This window comes from Pseudomonas sp. FG43 (genome assembly GCF_057809175.1).
Window position 1 is genome coordinate 36867 of sequence record NZ_JBMDJL010000025.1, and the last position, 19413, is coordinate 56279.

Sequence of the window (19413 nt, forward strand, 5' to 3'; positions counted from 1 at the left end):
AGGCAGCTTTATTTTCATGTTCGAGGATTTGTACATTGGCTGTAAGTAACCTGGATACCCATTCTCTGTTTGTGCTCGGTGATCTACGTGCGCAGTTGGTCAAGCAGTTCCAGTCACGTTTTGTCTATGTCACCGAGCAGTCGCCCGATGGCATCTACATGTCTGAAATCGATACCGAAACAGCGCTGGTAGTCGATGACAAGCCGCGCCTTGAACTCAAGGTGGGCGACCATTTTCGCGCCTCGGTCCTGCCCAGTCGTGAGGGTGGAAAGTTCGAATTGAAGTTCCGTGATATCAAATTCACCGTCTACGGGCTGGGCGATTACGCCTATGTCGATATTCCCGAAGGCCACGGGATTGTCTTCAAGGAAGGTCATGGCGTGTTCATGGTCTTTGCGGCCAATGAACAATTGCAGGGTGGTTTGAGCAAGCCCCTGAAAGCGGCCATCGGCAAGGCTGCCAAGTGGCGCAAGGGTGAGCTGACCTTCAAGGCCAGCGAGTGACGAAAGCCTGGGTGTGAGTCTTCGCGAGCAGGGCCGCCCGCGAAGTGATCAATGACGTTTCAGTTTTCCACTGAGTCTCGTGCGGGACGATCGCCACTGACTTCCGGCGGAACATCGTTATCCCCCGCCATGCGCTTGCGGAACAGTCCGGTACGGGCCAGCAGCAGCGTGGTGACCGGCACGGTGATCGACAGCAGGACTGGAATCAGCCAGGCGTGAATCACCGGTCCTGATTTCAGTGCCGAGAAATAAATGATCGAAGCCAGTGCAACGAGCCAGGCTCCCAGCGTGGAGGCCAGGGCCGGTGGGTGCATACGCTGAAAAAAGGTCTTCAGGCGCAACAGGCCCAAGGCGCCGGTCAAGGCGAACACACTGCTGGTAACCAGCAGTAACGAGGTAATGACCTGCACCCAGAAGGGAAGGGTCTGTAGCGAATTCATTCGATCACCTCTCCGCGCAACAGGAATTTGGCCAGGGCAAAGGAGCCGACGAAACCGAACAGGGCGATCAGCAGGGCTGCCTCGAAATAGGTGTCGCTGGCATAGCGTATGCCCAGCACCAGCATCATCAGCATGGCAATGACGTACAGGTAATCCAGAGCCAGTACGCGATCCTGTGCCGACGGCCCCCTGAACAGACGAATCAGGGTAATCACCATCGCCAGGGCAAAGATGAGCAGGCTGAGCAGAATGGCATTGTCGAGCAGTGCAGTCATTCGAAAATCTCCATCAAGGGACGCTCATAAGCTGTCTTGAAGTGCTCGATGAATTGAGCTTCATCTTCCAGATCGAACACATGCATCAGCAGAATGCTGCGGTCCAGCGCCAGTTCCGACCAGACGGTGCCGGGCACCACAGTCGTGACCATCGCCAGTGCGGCAAGGCCGCTGGGGTCGCGCAGGTCCAATGGCACCTTGACGAACGCCGAGCGTGGCGGGCGGCGTTTCAGGTTCCAGACCGACATGAATATCTGCAGGTTCGAGATTACTGTGTCGTAGCCCACCCGCAGGAAAAACTTCAGGATCGTGCCGGGTTTGCGAATGCGTACCGGAGTCGGTCGCAGAGGCGCCATGAGCAGCGGAGCCAGGAACCCGAATACGGCCCCCAGCAGCACGGTGCCGGGGCTGATCGACAGATTCAGCACCAGCCACAGTACCCAGAGCGCCAGGGAAAACCACGGGGCGGGGAAAAAGTACTTTGTCATGGTTGCACCTGCGAGACGGCTTGTGTGCTGACCGGGCCTGGCACCGGACGTGTCGCCATGACCGATTGCACATACTGCGTGGGATTATGCAGGGCCGCTGCTGTGTCCTGTGTGTAGCGCAGCAGTGGTTCAGCCTTGATCGTCAACGCAATGCACAGGCCCAGCAGAATCACGATGGGCAGGCATTCATTGCGGCGCAGCAAGGGCGAAGGCGTTTCCAGTGGAGTCCAGAAACGCTGGATGCCGAGGCGGGAAAAGGCAATCAGCGAAGCCAGGCCCGAGAAGATCAGCAAGCTGATGAATATCCAGCTTTGAGTGGATATCGCCTCGTCCTTTGCCACATCCAGCCCCAATGGATTGAGCAGGGCGCTGAGCAGGGTCAGCTTGCCGATGAAACCCGAAAGTGGCGGCATGCCGATAATCAGCAGAGCGCAGGCCACGAAGCTCAGGCCCAGAAAGGCCATGGTCATGGGGATGACCTGGCCGACCACGGCTTTCTGTTCGTCATCCAGATTGGTGCCCCGCGGCGGGTTCAGCGATTCCATATTGCGTGGCAACTGGTCTGCATCATCCTCAAGCGCGATTTCATTGGATGAACGCGAGCGCTCGATCAGTTCACCCAGCAGGAACATCGCACTCAGCGCCAGGGTCGAGCTGACCAGATAGAACAGCGCGCCAGCCGTCAGGCTGGGCTGGGCGAAGCCGATGGCTGCGAGCAGGATGCCGGCCGAAACCAGAATGCTCAGGCTGGCCATACGCTCCAGGCGTTGGGCGGCGATGATTGCCACTGCTGCGGTGACGATGGTTGCAATGCCGCCGTAGATCAGCCAGTCACCGCCGAAGAATGCCGAAGGCCCGGCCTGTTCGGAAAACAGCAGCGTCCACAGGCGCAGCAGGGTGTAGATGCCGACCTTGGTCATGATTGCGAACATGGCCGCAACCGGCGCACTGGCCGCCGAGTAGGCAGGCACCAGCCAGAAGTTCAGTGGCCACATGCCGGCCTTGGCCAGGAAGGCGGTGGCCAGGATTGCCGCGCCGGCATGCAGCAGGCCAAGGTCGGATTCCGGCACCTGCGGGATCTTGATCGCCAGATCCGCCAGATTCAGGGTGCCGGTCACGCCGTAGATCAGTGCGGCGCCAATCAGGAACAGCGACGAGGCCAGCAGGTTGATCGAGATGTAATGCAGGCCCGCCGACACCCGGGCGCGTCCTGAGCCGTGCAGCATCAAGCCATAGGACGCCGCAAGAAGTACCTCGAAGAACACGAACAGGTTGAACAGATCCGCCGTCAGGAAGGCGCCATACAGGCCCATCAACTGAATCTGGAACAAGGCGTGGAAACTGGCTCCTGCCCGGTCCCAGCGTGCCAGCGCGAACAGCAGGGCACACACGGCAATGATGCCGGTCAGCACAAGCATCATTGCCGACAGGTGATCCACCACCAGCACGATACCGAACGGCACCTCCCAGTTGCCCGGCAGGTAAACCCCGATCGAACCCATGGTGCCGCTTTGCTGGACCCACAACAGCAAGGTGATGGAAATCCCCAGCCCCAGCATGCTCGACAGCAGGTTGATACGGCCCTTGAGTGGCCGGTGCTTTTCGCCCAGCCAGAGCATCAGCCCGGCGGTCATCAGTGGCAGCAGGATGGGGGCAACGATCAGTTGGTTCATCCAGTTCATGCCTTGGGCTCCCTGCCATCCACATGGTCAGTCCCGGTCAGCCCGCGGGACGCCAGCAGCACGACCAGAAACAGCGCGGTCATGGCAAAGCTGATGACGATTGCGGTCAGTACCAGTGCCTGAGGCAAGGGGTCGGTGTAATTGAGCAGATCCTGAGGGATGCCGTCCTTGATGATGGGCTCCTTGCCGATGAACAGGCTGCCCATGCTGAAAATGAACAGGTTCACGCCATAGGACAGCAGGCACAACCCCATCACCACCTGGAAGGTACGCGGGCGCAGGATCAGCCAGACACCGGATGCAGCGAGAACGCCAATGGCGACTGCGATGACTTCTTCCATCAGACGGCTCCTTGTGTAGTCGCGGATTCGCCAGCAGGGCTGGCAATCGGTTTCGGCAATTGAGTCGGCCGATGGCTGCGCACCGACTGGTGAGCCAGAGCGGTGAGGATCAGCAGGGTCGAACCCACTACGACGGCATAGACGCCTACATCGAAGAACAAGGCGCTGGCGAAATGGATATCACCCAGTATCGGCAAGTCCAGGTGGGCGGTATGGGTGGTCATGAACGGATAACCCAGCGCAATGGAAACCAGCCCGGTAGTGATGGCGCACAGCAGGCCTGTGCCCATCCAGCGCAGAGGGCGCAGACTCATCTGAGCCTCGACCCACTGGGTTCCGGCAACCATGTATTGCAGGATGAACGCCACCGACATCACCAGACCGGCGACGAATCCGCCGCCCGGCTGGTTGTGACCGCGCATGAACAAGTACATCGAGACCATGAACGCGACAGGCAGCAACAGACGCACCAGCACCGCAGGCACCATCATGAAACCCAGGGCTGTATCGCTCGCGCTGCGCGGGTTGATCAGATCCGTGACCACATCGCGGGCCAGCAGACGCTGCTGGGCGGGCAGGGCGATACTTTCCTTCGGCGGACGGAAGCGACGCAGCAAGGCGAATACCGTCAGGGCCACGGCAGCCAGAACCGTGATCTCGCCGAAGGTGTCGAAGCCCCGGAAGTCCACCAGCATCACGTTGACCACGTTGGTGCCGCCACCTTCGGGCAAGGCCCGGCTGAGGTAGAACGAAGAAATCGTGTTGGGCGTCTGGCGGGTCAGCATGGCATAGGACAGCAAGGCCATGCCGACACCCACCAGCGCGGACAGCGTCAAGTCACGAATGCGCCGGGTGCGGGCGCTGAGGCGCGTGCTGACGGGTGGAGCAACATCTTCGTTACGTCGTGGCAGCCAGCGCAGACCCAGCAGGATCAGCACGGTGGTGACCACTTCGACCACAAGCTGGGTCAGCGCCAGATCCGGGGCCGAGAACCAGACAAAGGTGATACAGGTCATCAGGCCGCACACGCTGACCATGATCAAGGCGGCCAGACGGTGATACTTGCCTTGCCATGCGGCCCCGAGGGCGCAGGCAATCGCGATCAGCCATAACGTGACAAACACTCCGGAGCCCGGAATCTTCGGCCGATCGCCCCAGGTCAGGCCGCTGAAATACATCGGGATAAAGCCAAACACGGCCGCCGTCAGGACCAGCAGGAACAATTGGGGCTGCAAGCGACGGGTGCTGGCCTGACGCTCAAAACGGCGAGCCCAATGCATCAGAATCACCTGGCAGCGCTCGAAAAACAGCTTGCCGTTGAGGCGCGATACCAGTGGCGGGCCGACAAAGCGTTCCTGGCGGAACGACTTGCGCAGCAGCAGATACAGGATAATCCCTCCGGCCATGGCGATCAGGCTCATGATCATTGGTGCGTTCCAGCCGTGCCAGATCGCCAGGCTGTACTCGGGCAGCGTACCGCCCACCACCGGTTGAGCGGCAGCAGCCAGCAGAGGCGCAACCGATTGGGCCGGGAAAATACCGACCACCAGACAGGTCATCACCAGCAGCTCCACCGGTGCGCGCATCCAGCGAGGCGGTTCGTGGGGCAGCAGGGGAAGGTCTTTTGCCGCCGGGCCGAAAAACACATCGACCGTAAAGCGCAGGGAATAGGCGACGCTGAAGGTCCCGGCAAGCGTGGCGACGATTGGCAGCGCCATTTCCACCCAGGCTGTGGCGGAAATGAACACGGTTTCGGCAAAGAACATTTCCTTGGACAGGAAGCCGTTGAGCAGCGGCACTCCAGCCATGGAGGCACTGGCCACCATGGCCAGGGTCGCGGTGTAGGGAATCAGCTTGATCAGCCCGCTGAGGCGCCGGATATCCCGTGTCCCGCTTTCATGGTCGATGATCCCCGCGGCCATGAACAATGAGGCCTTGAAGGTGGCGTGGTTGAGGATGTGGAACACCGCCGCGACAGCCGCCAGCGGGCTATTGAGGCCCAGCAGCAAGGTGATCAGGCCCAGATGGCTGATGGTCGAGTAGGCCAGCAGACCTTTCAGGTCATTCTGGAAAATCGCCGCGTAGGCCCCGAGGACCAGAGTGCAGGCCCCGGCCCCGCTGACGATCCAGAACCACTGTTCGGTGCCGGACAAAGAAGGCCACAGGCGGGCAAGCAGAAACACCCCGGCCTTGACCATGGTTGCCGAGTGCAGATAAGCCGAGACCGGCGTCGGTGCCGCCATGGCGTGGGGCAGCCAGAAATGGAACGGAAACTGCGCGCTTTTGCTCAGCGCGCCGATCAGGATCAGGGTCAATAGCACCGGGTACAGCGCATGAGCACGGATCGCGTCGCCGGAGGCCAGCACGCGGTCCAGATCATAACTGCCCACCACATGGCCCAGCATCAGGACACCGACCAGCAACGCCAGCCCGCCGGCACCCGTGACCATCAGTGCCATATAGGCCCCGCGTCGGGCGTCGGTACGGTGGTGCCAGTAGCCGATCAACAAGAAGGAAAAGACGCTGGTCAGTTCCCAGAAAAACACGATCTGGATCAGGTTGCCGGAGATCACCAGCCCGAGCATCGCCCCCATGAAGGCCAGGAAAAACGCAAAAAAGCGCGGAACAGGATCGTCCGGTGACATGTAATAGCGCGCATACAAAGACACCAGCGTGCCAATGCCCAGCACCATCATTGAAAACATCCAGGCAAACCCGTCCATGCGCAGGACGAAATTCAGTCCCAGGCTGGGCAGCCAGAAATATTCTTCACGAATCACACCGCCGTCGGCGATCTGCGGGAACCACAACGCAACCTGCACGGCACCGATCAGGGCGATCACGCCAGCGAGCAGGGATTCAGCGTTGCGTGCGTTGTGCGGCAAAAAAGCCGCCAGACAGCTGCCGATGAAAGGCAGAAGCAGTAGAACTATCAGAGACATAGGCTTCTAATCTGCAGGGAAATGTCAAGCATCATACGTGCCAGACGTCGCATCTCCAAACCCATGGTTACGGGAATTTCCTACAAGAAGTGTCTGTTTTAAACCTGAGAGCCTGACAGGGCGTGGAATCGGAGGTTATTGATCCAGCTTCCGTACGCCTTCTTCCTGATCCACTTCCTGCTCCTGAACCTTGGCCCGCGCTTTCATTTCACTGACGATCACGCCAGCCACGATCAGTGCTGCGCCCAGCAGTGCGATACCCGGCAAACGTTCGCCCGCCAACCGTCCGGCAATGCCGGCCCAGACCGGTTCGCCGGCGTAGATCACGGTGGCGCGGGTCGGGGAGACGCTTTTCTGTGCCCAGTTCATGGCAACCTGAATGATTGCGCTCATCGCACCCAGGCCTACGGCGCTGATGACCAGTAGCCAGGAGAAGCCCGGCAGGCTTTCGCCGGTAGGGACGATCATCAGGAATGCCAGTATCGAGGCGGTTGCCAGTTGCACGACGGTGACCCGTCGCACATCGACCTTGCCGGCATAGGCACCGATCAGGATGATCTCGGCAGAAATCGCCACAGCGCTGATGATGGTCGCAATCTCGCCGGGACTGAATTGCAGCGATGCGCCTTCCGGCCCCGACAGCAAGATCAGCCCGGTAAAGGCCAGGGCAATTCCCAGGCTGGGCATCAGGCCGGGGCGGCGTCCGAGTATCAGCCATTGCAGTAACGGCACGCAGGGGACATACAATGCGGTGATGAATGCCGACTGGCTGCTGGGAATGGTCTGCAGGCCGATGGTCTGTAACCCGTAGCCGAGCATGATCGATGTGCCGATGAACACGCCTGCCTTGAGTTCAAGCAAGGTCAGGTCGCGCATTATTTTCATGGAGAACAGCGCTACGATGGCGGCCGCCGCAGCAAAGCGCAGCCCCACGAAAAACATCGGGCCGCTGACGGTGAGCGCATGCTGGACCATCAGGAATGTGCCGCCCCACAGGACAGTAATCAGGATCAATACCGCTTCTGCTTTGCTGACGCGCGGTATGCGGCTAATGGTGTTCATGACGGTTTCCAGGCCTTGAGGCCTTGCATGCTATGGGGTACGCGACACACAATGCGTCGCAAAAAGATGGGCAGTATAATGCGCAAAGGGTCCGAATGAGCAATATCGTGCACAAAGAAAACTCCCAACGTGCGCCCGTGCTGCAGCATGTCAGCCACAATGTTCGCCGCCTGCGAAATACGGCAGGGCTGAGTCAGAGCGCTCTGGCGGAAAAGTCCGGCGTCAGTCGCCGCATGCTGGTGGCTATAGAGGCGGGTGAGAAAAACGTCAGCCTTGCGACTCTGGACCGTGTGGCCGAGGCATTGGAGGTCGCGTTCAGTGACTTGATCCAGGCTCCCGAGCTGGCGGATCACAGCCGTATCAACGAATTGGCCTGGGCCGGAACCCTGCCCGGCAGCAAGGCGGTGTTATTGGCCAAGGCGCTTGCCCGGCGTGAGGTCGAGCTATGGGAGTTCAGCCTGGCACCCGGCGATATCTACGCATCGGAGGCTGACCCTGAAGGTTGGAGCGAGCAGGTCTATGTCGTGCAAGGGCATCTGACCATTGGCTTTGCCGAGCCTGACAGGCAGCATCAGGTGGGGCCCGGTGAGTTCTTCATGTTCCCCAGCAATCAGCCCCACAGTTATCGTAACGAGGGTGAAGTCACCCTGCGTTTTGTTCGCAATGTAGTGTTGTAAATCCAGACCTCATACAACCAGCCCGAGGCAATGTTCGATGCGCGATGACAAGACCCAGCCTGCAATAGCCGATGTCCTGATTATCGGTGGAGGCTTGAGTGGCAGCATGCTGGCGGTCCAGTTGCTGCGTCAGCCCGGCATGCGGCGCATCCTGATCGTCGAGCCTCGAACCGAACTGGGCAGGGGAGAGGCCTACAGCGCCACCGAGCCCGGGCATACCCTCAATGGCAACGCTGCCCGCATGAGTGCCGACCCCGATAACCCCGACGATCTGACTCACTGGCTGACTCGCTACCTGGCCGATGGCGGCTGGCCTGAGGCGCAGCAGCAGTCGGTTCCGGTGCCGGTGCTGTTTCCGCCGCGAGGTGTGTTCGGGTTGTATGTACAGCAACGATTGCGAGAGGCTCAGGTGATCGGCCAGGGCCAGGGTTCCAGTGTCGAGCATATACGCGGGGAAGTGGTCGACCTGCTCACAGACGAGTCGGGCGTGAGCGTCACACTGGCCGATGGAAGCGGGTTGAAGGCCCGTCATGCGGTTCTGGCCACGGGCATGTACGCCGCTGCGCGCACGCCACAACGCCAGTCCAGTGGTTTGAATGCTGCAGGGCTTGATCCATGGAATGTCGAGACCATGCGCCAGCTCGATCCTCAGGCCACGGTGTTGATCATCGGTTCCGGGCTCACCATGGTCGATGCGCTGGTGTCCTTGCAGCAGGCCGGGCATCGCGGCCCGATCAAGGTGTTTTCCCGCCACGGCCTGTTGCCCCATGTGCGTCGCCAGCCACCGGAGTGGCCAGACTTTCTCGGTCAGGATCACAGCATTCGCAGTACCCGGCAGTTGCTTCGCAAGGTGCGTGAGCAGTGTGAGCTGGCCATCGAAAGCGGTATCGACTGGCAGGCACCGCTGGATACAGTGCGTGCCAATATCGGCAGGTTGTGGAATCAGGCCAGTGATCGCCAGCGTCGGCAGTTCGTCAGGCATGTGCGGCCATGGTGGGAAAGCCATCACCATCGCTCGCCGCCGCCGAGTGCGGCCTTGTTGGCTGAATTGGTGCATCAGGGACGATTGACCATTGAGGCTGCTTCGCTGCAAGGCGTGCAGACCCAGCCTTCGGGTCAGGTACAGATTCAGGTCCGGCGCCGCGGCCAGGACCAGTCATCGCTGGTGTCGGGAGATGCCCTGATCAACTCCACCGGGATCGAATACGACTGGCGTCGGGTCGACCGTCCCTTGCCACGGCAATTGCTGGCCCGTGGCTTGATTCAGCCGGGGCCGCTGGCGTTGGGGATTGCTGCCGATACCGATGGCGCGGTGTGTGATGCCCAAGGGCATTTTTCACCGCGTCTGTTTGCCATGGGCCCGCCGTTGCGGGGCATGTGGTGGGAAAGTACTGCGGTCACTGACGTGGCGATCCAGGCCAAGGCACTGGCCTTGCGTTTGACCGCCCTGGCTTCAGACCGATAGGTGCAGCATCTGCTCGCCTTGCAGGTTTTCACCGGGGCGGCGCTTGTTGACGGCCAGTTCGCCGATGCGGATCAAGTGCGCCCGTGTGACATTGCGGGTCAGGCCCAGCAGGTTGGCGGTATGCACCTGATTGTGATGGCAGAAGCGGTAGGCCGCTCTTAGCAGCGCATCTTCGACTTTTTCGTGCAGGGCGCCGGCCTGTTCTTCAAACAGCTTTTGAAAAGCGCGCATGAGCAGTTCTTCAGTCGATTCCTCGCTCCTTGACGTCTCTTCCTGACGCTCGATCCTCAGGTTCGACAGGCGCAGGTCTTCGTGCTGGATAATGCCGTTACGGCAGACCAGCAAGGTGTGATGGATAACGTTTTCCAGCTCACGAATATTGCCCGGCCAACTGTAGCTCTTGAGCTTCAGCTCGGCTTCGGGGCTGATGCGCACCGGGCCGTAGTTCAAGCGCTGGCTATAGATATCGATGAAGTGCCGGGCCAGCGGCAGAATATCGCCCGGCCGCTCGCGCAACGGGCTCAACTCCAGATTGACCACGTCCAGCCGGTAATACAGATCCTCCCGGAAATGCCCGGCATTGATGGCTTTCTCCAGTTGTACGTTGGTAGCGGCCAACACTCGCACATTGATGGGAATGCTCTTGCGCGAACCCAGGCGCACCACTTCACGTTCCTGCAGCACGCGCAGCAACTTGACCTGAAGCGGCATGGACAGATCGCCGATTTCATCCAGAAACAGCGTGCCGCCATCGGCCTCTTCAAACCATCCAGACTTGGCGCTCAAGGCACCGGTAAAAGCACCTTTCTCATGGCCGAACAGCTCGGCCTCGATCAAGGACTCGGAGAAGGCTCCGCAGTTGACCGCCACGAAAGGTTTGTCGCGACGGTTACTGAGTTCGTGAAGATGCCGCGCAACCAGTTCCTTGCCGGTCCCGGTTTCCCCGATGATCAGCACACTGGCATCGCTGGGCGCCACTTGCTGCACGTGTGCCAGCAAGTCCCGGGATTTCGGGTCCTCGAAAACCTGAGCCGTGGCCCGGATCGAGGTCGCCAGAGCCGGCGAGGGCGGCAAGGTCAGCAGTTGCACAGACATCACTTGGCCTGCGGTGGCAGATCATTGGCGATCATTTCGCCAAAGGGGCCGGTAAGGTTGGTAATGCCGCGTCCCGCCAGGCTGGCGTAAGGCTCGGGCAGCAGCGGGAAAACCAGCTCGGCAAAACGATAGGCTTCTTCCAGATGCGGGTAGCCGGAGAAGATAAAGCTCTCGATGCCCAGGTCCGCGTATTCCTTGATGCGCTCCGCGACTTCCTGCGGGTTGCCCACCAGTGCCGTACCGGCACCGCCACGCACCAGGCCGACACCGGCCCACAGGTTAGGCGCGATTTCCAGATTGTCCCGGCGTCCGTCATGCAGGGCAGCCATGCGGCGTTGTCCTTCGGAGTCGAAACGGGAAAACGATTTCTGTGCGGCGGCGATGGTTTCGTCGCTGATATGTTCGATCAGGGTGCTGGCGGCTTTCCAGGCTTCTTCGCTGGTTTCGCGCACGATCACATGCAGGCGGATGCCGAACTTGACGGTGCGGCCCTTGCGTGCAGCTCGTTCGCGGACATCGGCCAGTTTTTCAGCCACGGCGGCCGGCGGTTCGCCCCAGGTCAGATAGACATCCACCTGATCGGCGGCCAGATCATGGGCGGCGTCGGAAGAACCACCGAAGTACAGCGGCGGGTAAGGTTGCTGGATCGGCGGGTACAGCGCCTTGGCGTTCTGCACGCGCAGATGCTTGCCCTCGAAATCCACGGATTCGCCTTGCAGCACACGACGCCAGATTTGCAGGAACTCATCGCTGACTTCATAGCGTTCGCTGTGATCGAGGAAGCTGCCATCGCCACGGTTTTCATCCGGATCGCCACCGGTGACCACGTTGATCAGCAGGCGGCCACCAGAGAGTCTGTCCAGCGTCGCGGCCATACGCGCCGAAACCGTCGGAGAAATGATTCCCGGACGAATCGCCACCAGAAATCTCAGACGCTCCGTCAGCGGCACCAGCGCCGAAGCGATGACCCAGGAGTCTTCGCAGGAGCGGCCGGTAGGAATCAACACACCGTAGTAGCCCAGGTCATCGGCGGCCTGGGCCACCTGCTTCAGATAGTTGAGCGTGACCGGGCGCGCGCCTTTGGTCGTACCCAGAAAATGACCATCGCCGTGGGTGGGAAGAAACCAGAAAACGTTCATGACAATTCCTTGGGAAGATCAGGCAGTGTTGATAGCTGAACAGCACCTACTGTTGCCTCGCAGACAGTTGGCTCACAGCATGGGAGTGGTGCCAGTTATAAAGGCTGCGATTTATTCCGTAAAAGAACGGAAAACCATACTTTTATAATAAGAATGAATATAGGTGTTGATTTCGTGCATCGGCAGCGGCAGACACTCTGTTTTCCCGGACTTGCAACGCCCGTCACTGAGTCGAAACTTTTGCCTGCGCAGCCCTGTCACTTTTAACGACAAGCAACGGGAGACAGGCAATGGCAAGAGCACCGGCTACCCAAGGCAATTTCCGGTTGCCAGACAAAACGGCCAGGCAGCGACGACCTGAAAAGCCTGCGAAGCTTCCTGAGTGGTCTGGAGATAACTGATCATGGCCAAGCCTGTCAGCGAGTACACCCGCAAGCGCAACTTTGAAATCACCTCCGAGCCTGCGCAGGATTTGCAGAAGAAAGGCAAGGCGCGCACCCGGGCGTTGAGTTTCGTGATCCAGAAACATGATGCGCGCAACCTGCATTACGATTTCCGTCTGGAACTTGATGGCACTCTCAAAAGCTGGGCTGTCCCCAAAGGGCCTAGCCTGGATCCGACGCAAAAACGTCTGGCAGTTCATGTGGAGGATCACCCGCTGGGCTACGCCAGCTTCGAGGGCACTATTCCCAAGGGACAATATGGTGGTGGGGACGTGATTGTCTGGGATCGTGGCATCTGGCAACCCCATGGCGATCCGCAAGAGGCCTACCGGCAAGGCAAGCTCAAGTTCACCCTGACAGGGGAAAAGCTGACAGGAGACTGGGCTCTGGTCCGCATGCGCTTCAAAGGCAGTGGTGACAAGGAGCAATGGCTGCTGATCAAGGAAAAGGACGCCATTGCCCGACCGATTGCCGAGTACGACATCACTCGCGAGCAACCGTACAGCGTTATCAGTGGCGCGCAAGTGGGCAAGGAACGTCACTGATAGCTAAAACAGGCAGCGCATCACGCAGAAGATGTGGATGCACCAGGAGAACGCCATGAACTCATCGACCGGATTCACTCGCAGGCGGCTGCTCACTCTGGCTGCCGGTACCGCAGCAGCGATGGCGTTCGATACCGCCGCCGCGGGCGATAAGCCGCCGACCATTTCCTCTCCGTCTTCACCCTCGAAGCTGACCCAGGAAGGCAAGACTATGCTGACCCGAACGATTCCCTCCAGTAACGAACCCATTCCCGTGGTCGGGTTGGGCACTTATCGTGGTTTCGATGTTGCGACCTCAAGCCCTGCCTACAAGCAACTGCGTGCCGTGCTCGATGCACTGTTTACGGCGGGAGGCAGCGTCATCGATAGCTCGCCCATGTATGGCCGTGCCGAGCAGACGACGGGCGAGCTGTTGTCCATTCACGAACCGCGCTCGCCAGCTTTTCTGGCGACCAAGGTCTGGACTCGCGGACGCAAGGAAGGCATTGCTCAGATGGAGGAGTCTTTCAGGTTGTTGCAGACCGGACGCATCGACCTGATGCAGATCCACAATCTGGTGGACTGGAGGACGCATCTGCCGACCCTGCGAGAATGGAAGGAGCAAGGGCGTATTCGTTACATAGGGATCAGCCATTACACCTCGTCGGCTTATGACGAAGTGGAGGCTGTACTCAAGGCCGAGCCGCTGGATTTTCTGCAGATCAACTATGCGCTGGATGATCGTGCTGCCGAGAAGCGATTGCTACCGCTGTGCCGGGAACGTGGAGTGGCGGTGATCTGCAACCGACCGTTCGGTGGCGGCGGTCTGCTCTCGCGGCTCAAGGAAAAGCCTTTGCCTGCATGGGCCGCACAGGTGGAAGTGAACAGCTGGCCGCAACTGGCGCTCAAGTTCCTGCTGGCCAACCCCGCAGTGACCTGCGTGATTCCCGGCACCGGCAACCCGCGCTATATGGCCGAGAATGCCGGGGCGGGATTCGGCCCGATGCTGACCGATGCGCAGAGGCAGCAGTTGATTGCGTTGGTGGGCTGACGATTCGCGAATGAATTCGCTCCTACGAATTCTGTAGGAGATCACCCTCCGCCTTGGCACCGCGCTGTCGCGCAGTAAACAGAGGGCGATGTAGGAGCGGACTTGTCCGCGATCGAGTGCGCAGCGCTCGCAAAATCTACGACGGCTACGCAGCCGATCGTCGGAGTGCCGCCCAGGATAAGCACGCTCCTAAAGAAAAGCTTTTTAATTCATGATGTTGCGTTTGTGTCTGTTGAGAGCGACTTCAGTCGTGAAAGCCGCTACTTACAGAATCCGGTACAGCAAACGCTCGATCCTGACCCGGCTGACCCTGCGCAGGAACTTGCTCACGCCTTCAGGGTAATGGGCCAGTGTATCCAGCTCGTCGTACTGGCCGACCCGCCGTGTGTTTTGCATCAACTGTTGAATCTCTTCTGCTCGCGGTTCGATCCATTGGCCTTTCGGGTCATCGATCAGCAGGCCGTTTTCCAGGTCCAGGTTGAAGGCGCGAGGGTTGAGGTTGTTGCCGGTCAGCAAGGTATAGCGATCATCCACCCATACACCCTTCAGGTGGAACGTGTTATCGCCATGCTTCCACAGATGCAGGTTCAACCGGTGCTGGGCGATGGCCTTCTTATGCTTCTGGGCAAAACGGCGCAGGCTGATTTCATACAGATAGGGCAGGGCTGAGATGACCTTGAAGGGTTCTTCTGGAGGGATGAAGAAGTCGTTGGCGGTCTTGTCGCCGATGATGATGTCGACTTTCACTCCACGCTTGAGAGCGCGATTGATTTCCCGGGTCACCGCCACCGGCATGTTGAAGTAAGGCGTGCAGATCGTCAGTTGTGTCTTGCTGGCGGCGATCAGGTCGCAAATGGCCCGGTTGAGCGGATTACGCGGGCCGACGCCCAGCAGAGGCATGATGCGCAGCTCGCCGTTTTCCTTGTCGCCTGCACTGGTTTCGTAGGCGGCACGTTTCAGGTTGCTGCGAAAAGCCCTGATTTCGCCACGCAAGCTGCGGGAGTCGGGAGGTGATTGCAGGTCCAGGCGGTGAACGGCAGGCGAAGGCAGGATTTCACGCTGCACCATGTCCACGAAGCTGTCGGCCAGTTGTTTGTTCTGGATCAGGTGATAACGATCCAGACGGTATTTGTCGAGTTTGTGCAGATAGACGTTATTGATGCTGGCGCCACTGTAGATGACGCAGTCGTCGATCACGCTGCCCTTGAGGTGTAACACACCGAACAGTTCACGGGTCTGCACCGGCACGCCATGGATCGGGACTTCCTCGTCGTATTCCAGATTCTGCGCCTGATACCAGGCCGAGTTTCCTGCCTGGCGACCCGCTCCGATCAGGCCCCGTTGTGCGCGAAACCAGTCGACCAGCACCACGACGTCCAGCTCGGGGCGTGCGGCCTTGGCGGCATACAGAGCGTCGAGGATTTCCTGGCCGGCTTCGTCCTGTTGCAGATACAGGGCGATGATGTAGATGCGCCGGGTGGCAGAAGCGATCTTCTCCAGCAGGCAGCGTCGATAGTCAGCGGCAGAAGGAACGATGGTGATGGCATCGCCGGACAAGGCAAAACCGCGAAGCGCTGCCAGGGACGAGCGTCGGAAGTTGGACTGCATAAGCCTCTCGATGGGATAACCAGCAGCGCACGAGCTTACACCAGAGTCGACACAAGGTCGCCGTTGAACTCTTTCTCAATGATGTCTGTTTGTAATGTTCAGACATCATTGAGTGGCGCAGTCTGTGGTTCGATCAGTAGCCGTTACGCTTGAGAATCGCATCGATGCTGTCTTTGGCAGGACGGCCATAGAACTTCAGGAGTTCCGTGGTGCGGTTGGTAAAGAAGCCATCGGCCCCCGCAGCGCTGATCTGCTTGAAGTCCACCGCTTCATCCACGGTATAGGGATGAACCACCATGCCTTTGTCGTGGGTGACGTTGTTCATCCATGGCTTGACCAGATCCATGTAGCTCTGGTCGCCGCCATCGGTGAGCTGCGAGGATGGGCCAGTACCGATGGCACCATGGGCCTTGGCCCAGTCGATCCAGGCCACGAATTCTTCCTGGGATTTGATTTCCTGTGCGGCGTAATAGCTGGCCTTGTCCTTGAAGCCCGAGTCCTTGAAAGGTACGTTGGATTTGGGCTCTATCGAGCCTTCACCAATCCAGAGCAGCAGCACTTTGGGAACCTTGGGCATTTCCTTTTGCAGCAGTACCAGGCTGGATTTGTCGAAGGTCTGCAACACTACGCGCCCCGGTGTCTGGGCGACATTCACATGACCTGCCGCCGCTGCCGGACGCGGGCTGAGCCAGCCGCGCTTGGCCAGGGCTTTCTTCAGGTCGGCTTCGATGCCCGGAAACTGGGCAGGGACTTTGGTTTCGATATACAGGCCCGGTTTGTTCGCGCCACCTTCGGCGATATCGATCACTTCATCCAGGGTCAGAATTTGCAGGCCCGCGTAACTGTCGCGGGCGCGTGACGGATAGGCCTTGTTGAACCAGGTGCCGGCATCCAGCTCCTTGAGTTCAGCCAATGTGAAGCTGCTGACCGGGTCCTTGCTGCGTTTCGGATATACCTGGGCGATATTGGTGGTGCGGTCGAGTGTGTCGTCATGCAGGGCAATCAATACCCCGTCCTTGGTACGCTGAAGGTCCATTTCCAGATAGTCCGCGCCCAGATCCCGTGCCAGGGTGTAGGCCGGGATGGTTTCTTCCGGCGCATCGTACGACGCCCCGCGGTGCGCAATGACCGCAGGCCAGGGCAAACCGTTCTTCTCACTTATCACCTTGCCCGGAGCATCGGCTGCCGATGCCGTACCTGCCGACAGCATCACACCCGCCATAAGTGCGGTTGCCAACAAACGGTTCAAAGGTTTTTTGTGAGACGGGAATAGGGAAAATCCTTGCATGATCTGCTTGTTCCTTATTTGCATGAAGGGTCATGACGAAGCCACAGCGTGAAGCATTAACAGCATTTACAGGAAATGGGATGACGATTCAAATCGCGTATGAGCCAACGCTGGCAACCTCAGATCTTTTCCTGCATGAATTGATTTTTAAGACTACACAGAGCATCTCCTCTGCCCAATCTTCCCAAGTCGCGTTACTGTCAGTCTTTTCATGACCCGTTAAGGAAAAGTGCATGACGACGGTACTGGTACTGGTCGAGAGCGTTAATGAATATTTGCCGATTCTGGAGAGCAGCGGTTTTCGCTTGATCCGTGCGCCCACGGCCGCTTTGCGTGCCGAGGCCATTGCTGAGCATGGCCATGAAATTTCCGCTGTAATGACCCGCGGACCTCTGGGGCTGTTTGCCGAGGAAATGGACGCGCTGCCTCATTTGCGGATCATCTGTGTGTCGGGTGCCGGTTATGAGAAGGTCGACCTTGCGGCTGCCCAGGCACGCGGCATTACCGTGACCAATGGCGCCGGGGTCAATGCGCCGACCGTGGCTGACCATACGATGGCGCTGTTGCTGTCGATCGTGCGTGATATCCCTCAGAACGATGCATCTGTGCGGCGCAGTGAGTGGCGCAAGGTCACGTGCCCGTCATTTGCCGGCAAGCGCCTGGGGATTGTAGGGCTCGGAGCGGTCGGGCTGGCCATTGCCAGGCGGGCTCAGGCATTCGACATGTCTATCCAGTATCACAACCGTAACGCGCGCAATGATGTGGATTACCTGTGGTATGCGACTGCTCTCGAACTGGCGGCCGCTTCGGACTTCCTGATCATTTCGACACCGGGCGGCAATGGCACGCTGCATTTGATCGATGCTCAGGTTCTCGATGCGTTGGGGCCGCAGGGCTATCTCGTGAATATCGCCCGGGCCAGCGTCGTCGATACGCAAGCGTTGGTCGAGGCCTTGCAACAGCGCCGGATCGCCGGTGCAGGCCTGGATGTTTTCGATGACGAGCCGCACGTGCCGGATGTCTTCAAGGCTCTGGATAACGTCGTGCTGACGCCCCATGTCGGCGGTCTGTCCCCCGAGGCATCGAAGGATATGGTCTTGATGGTCAACAAGAACCTGCTGGCGTTTTTCTCGGGGCAGCCGGTTCTGACGCCTGTTCATGCCTGAGGAGTTGAATATGCACTCAGGCAATGAATACTTGCCTGAGTGCCAATTCTGATTGCGCTCAGGCACGCCTATAGTCCCCCCAACATTACATGGGGGGAGATGGACATGCTGGACGGGAAAGGCAAGACGCTACGAATCGGTCTGGTGGGGGATTTCGATGCAGAAGTGCCAGCGCATCAGGCAATTCCTTTGGCGCTGAACATGGTGGCCGAGGTTGTCAGTGTTCAGGTGCAACATCAATGGCTGCCGACACCGGGGATCGGTGAGGGCGAAATCCTCGCCGGTTTCGACGGTATCTGGTGCGTACCCGCCAGTCCTTATCGGGATATGCAGGGCGCGTTGAATGCTATCCGTTTTGCGCGTGAGCGGCAGATACCCTTTCTGGGCACCTGTGGCGGATTTCAGCATGCCTTGATCGAATATGCACGCAATCACCTGGGCTGGCAGGATGCCGAGCATGGCGAAACCTCACCGGATTCACCTCACGCCATCATTACGCCTTTGAGTTGTTCGTTGGTTGAGGCCACGGCTCCCATTCATCTCGTATCCGATTCGTTGATCGCCAAGGCCTACGGTGTGTCTGAAATCGCTGAACGCTATCGATGCAGCTATGGCTTGCGCCCTGAACTGGAAGCCTCGATGTTTGGCGATGCGCTGAAAATCAGTGGGCGCGGACCTGAAGGGGATATCCGCAGTATCGAGCTGCAAGGCCATCCGTTTTTTGTCGCCACGCTGTTCCAGCCGGAGCGGGCTGCCTTTCAGGGCGTGGTTCCCGCGCTGGTTACAACTTTCGTTCGGGCCTGTGCCCATCGCGCTGAAGGAGCATGCTCATGATCGCCGCCCGCTTTCCAACACCTTATTACGCGGTGATCTTCACGTCGCTGCGCACGCTGCAAGGAGCCCATGAGTATGAAGTGGCCGCCCACAGGATGGTCGAACTGGCTAGGGAGCAACCGGGTTTTCTGGGGGTGGAGTCGACACGCGGCGAAGACGGCTTGGGTATTACCGTTTCCTACTGGACCGATGAGCAAGCGATCCTGGCGTGGAAGCAGCACATCGAACATGCACAGGTGCGAGAGCTGGGACGCGCTCACTGGTATCAGGCTTGTACCACGCGGGTTTGCAAGGTCGAGCGGGACTATGCTTTCGAGGCATAGATAAACTGAAACAATGATTCAGCCCTCTGGCTCTGTCTGAATCTGCGGGGATATGCCAGCATTGCGT

Annotated in this window: 18 protein-coding genes and 1 pseudogene; 8 read left to right on the top strand and 11 right to left on the bottom strand. The window is 59.2% G+C overall.

Features of this window, described 5'->3' with window-relative positions:
- Positions 1-35 precede the first annotated feature (35 nt).
- Complete coding sequence (locus tag ACODS3_RS23565) at positions 36-503, top strand: hypothetical protein (protein WP_201006691.1); 468 nt, start codon at positions 36-38, stop codon at positions 501-503.
- 59 nt (positions 504-562) lie between these two features.
- Here the strand turns inward: ACODS3_RS23565 and ACODS3_RS23570 are convergent, their stop codons facing one another.
- From ACODS3_RS23570 to ACODS3_RS23600, 7 genes are all read right to left on the bottom strand, one after another.
- Positions 563-943, bottom strand: a complete 381-nt coding sequence (locus ACODS3_RS23570) for a Na+/H+ antiporter subunit G (RefSeq protein ID WP_201006689.1) — start codon at positions 941-943, stop codon at positions 563-565.
- Positions 940-1218, bottom strand: coding sequence for a K+/H+ antiporter subunit F (locus ACODS3_RS23575; protein WP_025259419.1), 279 nt, complete (start codon positions 1216-1218; stop codon positions 940-942). The genes ACODS3_RS23570 and ACODS3_RS23575 overlap by 4 nt, the downstream gene beginning before the upstream one ends.
- Positions 1215-1706 (bottom strand): Na+/H+ antiporter subunit E, encoded by a 492-nt coding sequence (locus ACODS3_RS23580; protein ID WP_201020481.1) that lies wholly within the window; start codon positions 1704-1706, stop codon positions 1215-1217. Before ACODS3_RS23580 ends, ACODS3_RS23575 begins: the two co-directional genes overlap by 4 nt.
- A complete protein-coding gene (locus ACODS3_RS23585) occupies positions 1703-3388 on the bottom strand; it encodes a monovalent cation/H+ antiporter subunit D (RefSeq protein WP_201006685.1) in 1686 nt (561 codons plus the stop codon). Before ACODS3_RS23585 ends, ACODS3_RS23580 begins: the two co-directional genes overlap by 4 nt.
- Complete coding sequence (locus tag ACODS3_RS23590; protein WP_007251310.1) at positions 3385-3729, bottom strand: Na+/H+ antiporter subunit C; 345 nt, start codon at positions 3727-3729, stop codon at positions 3385-3387. Before ACODS3_RS23590 ends, ACODS3_RS23585 begins: the two co-directional genes overlap by 4 nt.
- Positions 3729-6671, bottom strand: a complete 2943-nt coding sequence (locus tag ACODS3_RS23595) for a monovalent cation/H+ antiporter subunit A (RefSeq protein WP_489036535.1) — start codon at positions 6669-6671, stop codon at positions 3729-3731. Before ACODS3_RS23595 ends, ACODS3_RS23590 begins: the two co-directional genes overlap by 1 nt.
- Positions 6672-6806: 135 nt before the next feature.
- Positions 6807-7733: a DMT family transporter gene (locus ACODS3_RS23600; protein ID WP_304575860.1), complete on the bottom strand. Its 927-nt coding sequence runs from the start codon at positions 7731-7733 to the stop codon at positions 6807-6809.
- A gap of 107 nt (positions 7734-7840) precedes the next feature.
- Here ACODS3_RS23600 and ACODS3_RS23605 point away from each other — a divergent pair, with 107 nt between their 5' ends.
- Together ACODS3_RS23605 and ACODS3_RS23610 are read left to right on the top strand one after the other, a co-directional pair.
- Positions 7841-8410 (top strand): helix-turn-helix domain-containing protein, encoded by a 570-nt coding sequence (locus ACODS3_RS23605; protein WP_201020478.1) that lies wholly within the window; start codon positions 7841-7843, stop codon positions 8408-8410.
- 37 nt (positions 8411-8447) lie between these two features.
- Positions 8448-9875, top strand: coding sequence for an FAD/NAD(P)-binding protein (locus tag ACODS3_RS23610; RefSeq protein WP_489036537.1), 1428 nt, complete (start codon positions 8448-8450; stop codon positions 9873-9875).
- Here the strand turns inward: ACODS3_RS23610 and ACODS3_RS23615 are convergent.
- Both ACODS3_RS23615 and ssuD read right to left on the bottom strand, forming a co-directional pair.
- Positions 9864-10970, bottom strand: coding sequence for a sigma-54 interaction domain-containing protein (locus tag ACODS3_RS23615; protein ID WP_201020476.1), 1107 nt, complete (start codon positions 10968-10970; stop codon positions 9864-9866). The genes ACODS3_RS23610 and ACODS3_RS23615 overlap by 12 nt on opposite strands.
- On the bottom strand, positions 10970-12109 hold the full coding sequence (ssuD, locus tag ACODS3_RS23620; protein WP_201020475.1) for an FMNH2-dependent alkanesulfonate monooxygenase: 1140 nt from the start codon (positions 12107-12109) through the stop codon (positions 10970-10972). The genes ACODS3_RS23615 and ssuD overlap by 1 nt, the downstream gene beginning before the upstream one ends.
- 403 nt (positions 12110-12512) lie before the next feature.
- Here ssuD and ACODS3_RS23625 point away from each other — a divergent pair.
- A pseudogene (locus ACODS3_RS23625) lies at positions 12513-13091 on the top strand (DNA polymerase ligase N-terminal domain-containing protein); the annotation flags it as partial.
- Positions 13092-13152: 61 nt separating this feature from the next.
- Complete coding sequence (locus ACODS3_RS23630) at positions 13153-14127, top strand: aldo/keto reductase (RefSeq protein ID WP_489036540.1); 975 nt, start codon at positions 13153-13155, stop codon at positions 14125-14127.
- A gap of 264 nt (positions 14128-14391) precedes the next feature.
- Here ACODS3_RS23630 and pssA read toward each other — a convergent pair whose 3' ends face one another.
- Both pssA and ACODS3_RS23640 read right to left on the bottom strand, forming a co-directional pair.
- Positions 14392-15735: a CDP-diacylglycerol--serine O-phosphatidyltransferase gene (gene pssA, locus ACODS3_RS23635; protein WP_201020473.1), complete on the bottom strand. Its 1344-nt coding sequence runs from the start codon at positions 15733-15735 to the stop codon at positions 14392-14394.
- A gap of 133 nt (positions 15736-15868) precedes the next feature.
- The gene (locus tag ACODS3_RS23640) at positions 15869-17023 is read right to left on the bottom strand and encodes a glycerophosphodiester phosphodiesterase (RefSeq protein WP_201020472.1); all 1155 of its coding nucleotides are present in this window, start codon (positions 17021-17023) and stop codon (positions 15869-15871) included.
- Positions 17024-17256: 233 nt separating this feature from the next.
- Between ACODS3_RS23640 and ACODS3_RS23645 the strand changes: the two genes are divergently transcribed.
- From ACODS3_RS23645 to ACODS3_RS23655, 3 genes are all read left to right on the top strand, one after another.
- A complete protein-coding gene (locus ACODS3_RS23645; RefSeq protein ID WP_201020471.1) occupies positions 17257-18189 on the top strand; it encodes a 2-hydroxyacid dehydrogenase in 933 nt (310 codons plus the stop codon).
- Between the two features lie 99 nt (positions 18190-18288).
- A complete protein-coding gene (locus ACODS3_RS23650) occupies positions 18289-19023 on the top strand; it encodes a CTP synthase C-terminal region-related (seleno)protein (protein ID WP_489036543.1) in 735 nt (244 codons plus the stop codon).
- Complete coding sequence (locus ACODS3_RS23655) at positions 19020-19346, top strand: antibiotic biosynthesis monooxygenase family protein (protein ID WP_201020469.1); 327 nt, start codon at positions 19020-19022, stop codon at positions 19344-19346. Before ACODS3_RS23650 ends, ACODS3_RS23655 begins: the two co-directional genes overlap by 4 nt.
- Positions 19347-19413 lie beyond the last annotated feature (67 nt).